At 73.9% G+C, this 6,464-nt stretch carries 5 protein-coding genes and 1 pseudogene; 1 reads left to right on the forward strand and 5 read right to left on the reverse strand.

The genetic code is table 11. The annotated features are described in order from the left end of the window. From ACIQOV_RS21540 to ACIQOV_RS21560, 5 genes and pseudogenes are all read right to left on the reverse strand, one after another. Positions 1–254, reverse strand: a pseudogene (locus tag ACIQOV_RS21540) (hypothetical protein); the annotation flags it as partial. Between the two features lie 157 nt (positions 255–411). Beyond that, positions 412–1,320: a pyridoxamine 5'-phosphate oxidase family protein gene (locus tag ACIQOV_RS21545; protein ID WP_401050737.1), complete on the reverse strand. Its 909-nt coding sequence runs from the start codon at positions 1,318–1,320 to the stop codon at positions 412–414. Between the two features lie 32 nt (positions 1,321–1,352). After that, positions 1,353–1,823 (reverse strand): VOC family protein, encoded by a 471-nt coding sequence (locus ACIQOV_RS21550; protein ID WP_401050740.1) that lies wholly within the window; start codon positions 1,821–1,823, stop codon positions 1,353–1,355. Between the two features lie 196 nt (positions 1,824–2,019). Then, the gene (locus ACIQOV_RS21555; protein ID WP_387694032.1) at positions 2,020–3,027 is read right to left on the reverse strand and encodes an XRE family transcriptional regulator; all 1,008 of its coding nucleotides are present in this window, start codon (positions 3,025–3,027) and stop codon (positions 2,020–2,022) included. A 300-nt stretch (positions 3,028–3,327) separates the two neighbouring features. Then, positions 3,328–5,484 carry a protease pro-enzyme activation domain-containing protein gene (locus ACIQOV_RS21560; protein ID WP_401050743.1) on the reverse strand — a complete coding sequence of 719 codons (2,157 nt, stop codon included), beginning with the start codon at positions 5,482–5,484 and terminating at the stop codon, positions 3,328–3,330. A gap of 256 nt (positions 5,485–5,740) precedes the next feature. Here ACIQOV_RS21560 and ACIQOV_RS21565 point away from each other — a divergent pair, with 256 nt between their 5' ends. Further along, positions 5,741–6,307 carry a CGNR zinc finger domain-containing protein gene (locus tag ACIQOV_RS21565; RefSeq protein ID WP_401050746.1) on the forward strand — a complete coding sequence of 189 codons (567 nt, stop codon included), beginning with the start codon at positions 5,741–5,743 and terminating at the stop codon, positions 6,305–6,307. Positions 6,308–6,464: the final 157 nt, after the last annotated feature.

Below are 6,464 nucleotides of genomic sequence, written 5' to 3' on the forward strand. Positions count from 1 at the left end.
GTGGGGCCGGGCGCGGGGGCCGCGGTGGCGGAGCCGGCGGCGGCCGTTCCGCCGCCTATCGCGGTGCCCACGGCGGCCATCAGGACGGCGGCCCGGCGGCGGACGCTGCGGGCGGCGGCGTGGCCGCCCTCGTGGACCGGCGCGGCGTGCAGCCGTGCGCGTCGGCGGGCGTTGCAGCCCCCGCATATGCAGTCCTCCGCCGGTTCGACGTCGTCGAACTCGATGAGCGGGGACAGGGGGTCGGTCAGGGTCATGCTCCGCCTCTTTCCCGGACTATTCCGCGTGTTATCCGGACCAAAGTCCCAAAGCGGGCGGGATGAGTCACGGTGGGTTAGGCCGAACGGGTGAGACCCGTTCGGCTCCCGGGCGTGGCGTCGATCGGTGGGATGGCCTAGGAGAGGTGAGCCGTGGTCAGCGCGGAATGGCGGCCGAGTACTCGGGGTCGCTCCAGGTCAGGGGGGTGGCGTCGGCCAGTTCGACGACGCCGGTGACGGTCAGTTCGACCATCCGTTCGGCGCCCGGGACGCCCTGCCGGGCCTCCTCGGACCAGTCGGCGCGGGCCTCGCCGGTCACCAGCAGCGCCCCGCCGGTCTCCCAGTCGGGCAGCAGCAGGCCGGCGCGCGGGTCCAGCTCCAGGTTCCCGAGCGTCAGGAACATGCTGTTGCCCGGGTACTCCGGCCAGCGCAGCCGGTCCGGTGCCACCGGTCGCAGGAAGCCGGGGAGGCCGCCGCGGTGGGAGGCGTCCACGCTGCCGTCCGGGCCGGTGCTGGCGATGAAGAAGGTGTCCGCGGTGGCCGCCGCCAGGCGCTGCGCGGTGGTCAGCGCCGGACCGGTGGCGACCGTGCGGGGCGGGCCGGCGGCCGGGCGGTCCGTCGGGGTGCGGCGCTGGATGTACTTCGGGCAGTTGGCGACCACCTCCTCGGCGTGCACCAGCAGCCCGCCCCGGCCGTCCGGGACGGAACGCCCGTTGAGCCGCATCCGGCGCCGGCCGGCCGGGTCCAGTGCGATGGTGCCGACCCGGGCCGGGCGGTCCAGCGCCCCGGCCAGCGGGTCGGCCCCGGACGGGAGGGCGGCGACGGCCAGGGTGTGTTCGTCCGGGGCGGAGAGGAAGCCGGCCGGGCCGGCCAGCTGGGTGGCCCAGACCCGGCCGTCCCGGTCGGCGGCGCCGACGACCAGCATCCGGCGCTCGGTCAGGAAGCGGGCGGCGACCGTCGGGACGGTGCGGCGGATCGACCGGCCGGCGTGGTCGGCCCGTCCGGTCCGGTCGGCCCGGGCCTGGACGGTCCGCTCGCCGGGGTGGTACGGCGTGCTGGTGGTCATGGTCGGCTCCCTGGCGGTGGTCGGGACGCGTTCTAGAAGAAGCCGCAGGTCGGGGCGTCGGCAGTGGGGGCTTCGGCCTCGGTCCCGTCCACACCGGTGCGGGTGTAGACCTCCAGCCGGATGCCGTCCGGGTCGGTGAAGAAGATGCCGCCGGAGGCCGAGCCCTCGCTGTGCGGGACGACGCCGTCGTAGGCGAACTCCGCGCCGAGCCCGCGCAGCAGCCGTTCGGTGGCGCGGACCTCGTCGAGGCTCTCGACCTCGAAGGAGAGGTGGTGCAGGCCGGGGCCGGTGGTGGCGAAGGTGCCCGCGCTCTGCTGCCAGAGCGTCACCACCAGGCGGCCGTCGCGGCCGAGCAGGGCGTAGCGGCGTTCGGGGTCGGTGCCTTCGGCGGTGACCTCCAGGCCGAACACGGCGCGGTAGAAGTCGAGCGAGCGGGCCAGGTCGGTGACGTTCAGTCCCACGTGGCCGGTCTGCAGGGTGCGGAGCTGGGTGGTGGCGGACATGCCTGGTCACTCCCGGAGGCTTCGGCGTCCGGCGAGGCTGCCGCCTAACCGGTACTCATGAGAGTAGGAGTTAGATGATGCAGCGTCAACCAGTGAACGGCACTGGAGCGGTTAGGTTTTGCGGTGGGCACGCGAAAGCCCCGCCGGGCCTGACGGTCCCGACGGGGCTCGGAAGGGGGAAGGGCCCGGCCCCTGGCTAGGCCCACTCCCAGCGGATGCCGATGTGGCCCGGCTGCTGGTCCGGGGCCAGGACGTGGGCGCTCGCCGAGGCGCCGATCCACAGCTGTTCGCGGCGGTGGTCGACGTCGGCGCCGGGCTCGCGGTCGTAGCGCTCGCAGTGCGCGGGGACGGCCGCCGGGTCGAAGTGCACCTGGAGCACGTACTCGCGCACCGGGCTGGCGAAGCGGCGGCTGTACTCCATGGTCGGGCCGCCGGGCGGGATCTCCACCTCGTACTCGAAGACCGTGCTGTCGCCGAGGCCGAGCGGGCGGTCCAGCATCAGCTCGGCGACGATCAGCCCGGCCTCGGGGCGGCGGCGCACCCGGCCCAGCCGGCCGTGCCGCACCGAGGTGATCTCCGGGCAGCCGGCCGCCTCCTCGTCGGCCATGTGCACCACCAGGCAGCGGCCGACGCCGCCGACCGTGGCGCGCACCACCTGGCGCATCCGCAGCAGGTTGCCGCGCCGCTCGGCGTCCACGTAGTAGGAGTCGTGGATGCTCAGCCGCTCCAGCTCGCCGGCCGGCGGGGCGTTCAGCTCGGCGAAGATGTTGGCGATCTCCTGCTCGCCCGGCCAGACGTCCTCCAGCCCGAGGTGGCAGGTGTTGGCCGCGGCGGCCCAGCGGCCGCGCGGGCGCGGCGGGCCGAGCAGGGAGGAGAGCGCGCTGTGCGGCAGGCCGAGCAGTTCCTCCAGCAGGTGGACGGCGCGCAGCGAGCTGGCCCGTTCGGGCTGGCTGCGGCCGCGCCGCCAGTAACTCAGGGTCGTGACACTGACCCTGACGCCCCGTCCGGCGAGGGCGGCGCGGATGCGGTCCAGGCTGAGGCCGCTGGCCTCGATGGCCAGGTGCAGGGTGTCCGCGAAGCCGCCGACCGGGGCGAGCCGGCCGGGCGGTGGTGCGGGGGCGCCGGCGGGAGCCGGTCCGGGGCGCTCCGTGTGCGACCCGACCAGCCGCAGTCGCGCGGCGTCCTGTGGTTGCTGTGCGGCCATGCGGTGACCCTCCCCACCAGGTGAGTTCGGCGGGACCGGGCCGGCGCCGGGGCGCGCCGCCAGCGGCTTCACCGAGCTTTGGGGAACCCTATGCACGGTCGAGAGGCTACGTCATCAGTCGTGCGTATGACAGTGGTCACGGCAGGTGGACCGAAGGGTTAGCGATCTTGAAACAGTCCGGAAACACGAGCCGCCGATCTGGGCCCGCACACCGCCGTGGGCGGGCCCGGACGGACACCGCCGGGGCGGGCCCTGACGGCTCCGCCCCGGCGGGGGTTCGGTGGTGCTACCGGTCGGTGATCAGCTCACGTTCAGCGCGACGTCGTCGATCACGAAGCTGGTCTGCTGCGACGAGTCCTCGGTGCCGGTGAACTTGATGGTCACGGTCTGGCCGGCGAAGGAGGTCAGGTCCAGGGTGCGCTGGACGTAGCCCGCGGCGGCGTTCGCGTTGGAGTAGGTCGCCAGCGTGGTGCTGTTGGCCTGGACGGTCAGCTTGTCGTACGCGGTGGTGCCGGTCTCCGCGGTGTCGATGTGCAGCCAGAAGGTCAGCTTGGCGGAGGCGCAGCCGGCCGGGATCGAGACGGTCTGCGACATGGTGTCGGTGTGGGCCGAGCCGTAGCCGTTCATCCAGGCCTTCCAGCTGCCCGAGTGGGCCGCCTGGGAGGAGCTGTTGTCGACCACGCCGCTGGAGGTGGTCCACGGGGAGGCGGTGCCGGTCTCGAAGCCGCCGTTGGTGACGAGCTGGGCGGCGGTGCAGCCGCCGGACGGCGGGGTGGTGCCGCCGCCGAGCAGGGCGGTGGTCAGCGCGTCGGCGACCGGGGAGCCCCAGCCGGTGACCTGGTCGTAGCCGGTCTTCGCGGAGAAGTCCTGGTTGGCGCCGGTGGTCACGTCGTGGAAGGTGCTGCCGTAGGCGCTGCTGTTCGCGACCGAGTACAGCCGCGGGCTCGCCTCGCCCAGGACCGGCTGCCCGGCGGTCTTGGCCTTCTGGTTGAACTGGGCCGCGTAGCCGGACCAGAGCGGCGCGGCGGCGCTGGTGCCGCCGTAGACCTGCCAGCCGCCGGCGGTGTAGATCGCGAAGCCGCTGGCCGGGTCGGCGTTGGAGGAGACGTCCGGGACGGTGCGCATGGTGCCGCTGACACCGGTGCCGGTCTGCCAGCTCGGCTTGGCGAACACGGTGGAGACGCCGCCGCCGGCGGTGCTCCAGGCGCTCTCCGAGGAGTAGGCGTTGCCGCTGGAGACCTTGAGGTTGGTGCCGCCGACGCCGGTCTGGTGCGGGCTGGAGGCCGGGAAGTCGACCGCCTTGACGGAGGAGCCGCTGGTGGAGCGGGTGCAGTCGCGGGAGCCGTCGTCGCCGGAGGCGGAGAAGATCGAGATGCCCTGGGCGGCGGCCTGCTTGAAGGCGTTGTCGACCGCGGTCATCGAGGAGGCGGTGGTGTCCGGCTCGCAGGAGCCCCAGGAGATCGAGACCACCGAGACCTTGTTGTCGGTCACGATCTTGTTGGCCATGTCGATCTCGCCCTGGTCGCTGTTGGGCGCCTCGTAGACCAGCTGGGTGGCCTTGGGCGCCGCGCCGCGGACGATCTCGCTGTCCAGCTCGACCTCGCCCTGGCCCTGGCCAGGGGCGGAGTCGTAGTTGGCGCCGTCCACCGAGACGGTGGAGACGGCCGGGCCGGACAGGCCGTACTGGGAGTCGTAGGTGGTCAGGTTCGAGGACTTGTAGCCGTCGAACTCCCACAGCGCGACCGTGGTGCCGGTGCCGTCCGCGCCGGTCTTGTTGAGGTTGTACGCGCCGGTGTACTGGGCCGGGGCCATGCCGCTCGGGGTGGCGCTCGCCGCGTTCGGGGTGACCGCGTTCGGCGTGGCGATGCGGTTCTTGCGCACCGCGTGGTTGTCCAGGCCGCTGATGCCCTGGACCACGGCGGCCAGGTCGGAGGGGATCGAGGCCGCGGCGTCGTTGGCGAAGAAGGCGCGCTGCAGCTGCGGGTCCAGGTACGAGCTCTCGTGGGTGCCGAAGGCCTGGGAGACCTGGGCGGCGGTGCCGTGGGCGTTGACCACCTGGCGGTTGGCGCTCACGTCGCCGACGGTCAGGCCCTGCTGGGCCAGGTACGTCCTGACCTGGTCGACGGCGGCCTGGGTCGGGCCGAACCGCGCGGTGAACTGCTCCGGCGTCAGGTAGTGGCCGTACTCCGGGGTGCCCGGGGTGGCGACGGCGGCGAGGAAGCGGTCCAGGGCGTCCGTGTCGCGCAGCTTCAGGCTGACGGACACCGCGATCTGCTGCGCGGCCGGAACGTCACCCTTCTTCTCCGAGTGGGCCACCGCGGGGTTCACAGTGTTCGGCAGGGCGACGCGCGGGGTGGCGTTGGGCGTGGCGGCCTGCGCGGTGGAGACACCGAGCGAGACGGCGGTCAGCGGCAGCACGGCTATCGCCGCGGCGAGGGCAAGGGAGCGGGGACGCAACGGATCCTCCTCTGGCCGGCTGTGGGGGCCGGCCCGGGGCCAGGCGTTCAGGGGGTCGAGAACGCTGGCTCGAACATGACAGAACCCGTGTGCGAATTGGCTCATGGCCGGGCAATTCGTTGCTAAAAAACAGTCAACTGTGGAGAGTGGGAAACTCGGCGGTTCCATACAGTGAATGGCCGGGATTCCGGGGCCGGTCCGGCCCGGTTCGGCCGAGGGGGGCGGACGTAGAATCGGACCGAGCCGAGGGAGAGCCATGACCGATGCGCAGCCCGACCCGAGGGACCCGCGACCGCTGATCGGCGAGCCGCTCGCGCTCGACCTGCTCAACACCCGCTGGGCCGGAACGCCCGTCAACGACCTGCTCACCGATGTCGAGGGGTACGCGATCTGGCTCTCCTCCGCCGGGCTGGGCGGACGCTGCGCGGCGGACGAGGAGGGCCTGGCGGCGATCCGGCAGACCCGCGAGGCGATCCTGTCGGCCGCCCGGGACGCCCGCGAGCACGGCGAGTTGGGCGCCGCGGCGCGGGACGGACTGGACGCGGTGCTGGCGCGCGGCCGGATCCGGCGCACGGCGGCACCGGGCGGGGCCGAGGACCGGATCGAGGCCGACGGGTCGCAGTGGCTGGCGCCCTGGCTGGCGGCGGACGGTTTCCTCGCGCTGCTCGGCGAGGGGGCCCACCGGGTCAGGCAGTGCGCGCACGAGGCGTGCATCCTGCACTTCTTCGACGCCTCGCAGAACGGCCGCCGGCGGTGGTGCCGGATGGCGGTGTGCGGGAACCGGGCGAAGGCGGCGCGGCACTATGTGAAGGCCCGAGGCTGATCGGCGGGCCGGCGGGCCGGCGGGCGGGCCGGAGCAGTGCGGGCGGGGGGGGGGCGCCCCCCCCGCCCCCCCCCCCGGGGGGGGGGGCGGGGGGGCCCCCCCCCCCGGGGGGGGGGGGGGGGGCGCCGCCCCGGCCGGGGGGGCCGGGACGGGCAGA

The sequence above is a fragment of the Kitasatospora sp. NPDC091257 genome (assembly GCF_044757675.1).
Lineage (GTDB): Bacteria > Actinomycetota > Actinomycetes > Streptomycetales > Streptomycetaceae > Kitasatospora > Kitasatospora lactacystinica.

Bases quoted from the DNA above. Each gene is read 5' to 3' on its own strand.
- ACIQOV_RS21545 (WP_401050737.1), bottom strand. From the start codon at position 1,320: ATGACCACCAGCACGCCGTACCACCCCGGCGAGCGGACCGTCCAGGCC.
- ACIQOV_RS21550 (WP_401050740.1), bottom strand. From the start codon at position 1,823: ATGTCCGCCACCACCCAGCTCCGCACCCTGCAGACCGGCCACGTGGGA.
- ACIQOV_RS21555 (WP_387694032.1), bottom strand. From the start codon at position 3,027: ATGGCCGCACAGCAACCACAGGACGCCGCGCGACTGCGGCTGGTCGGG.
- ACIQOV_RS21565 (WP_401050746.1), top strand. From the start codon at position 5,741: ATGACCGATGCGCAGCCCGACCCGAGGGACCCGCGACCGCTGATCGGC.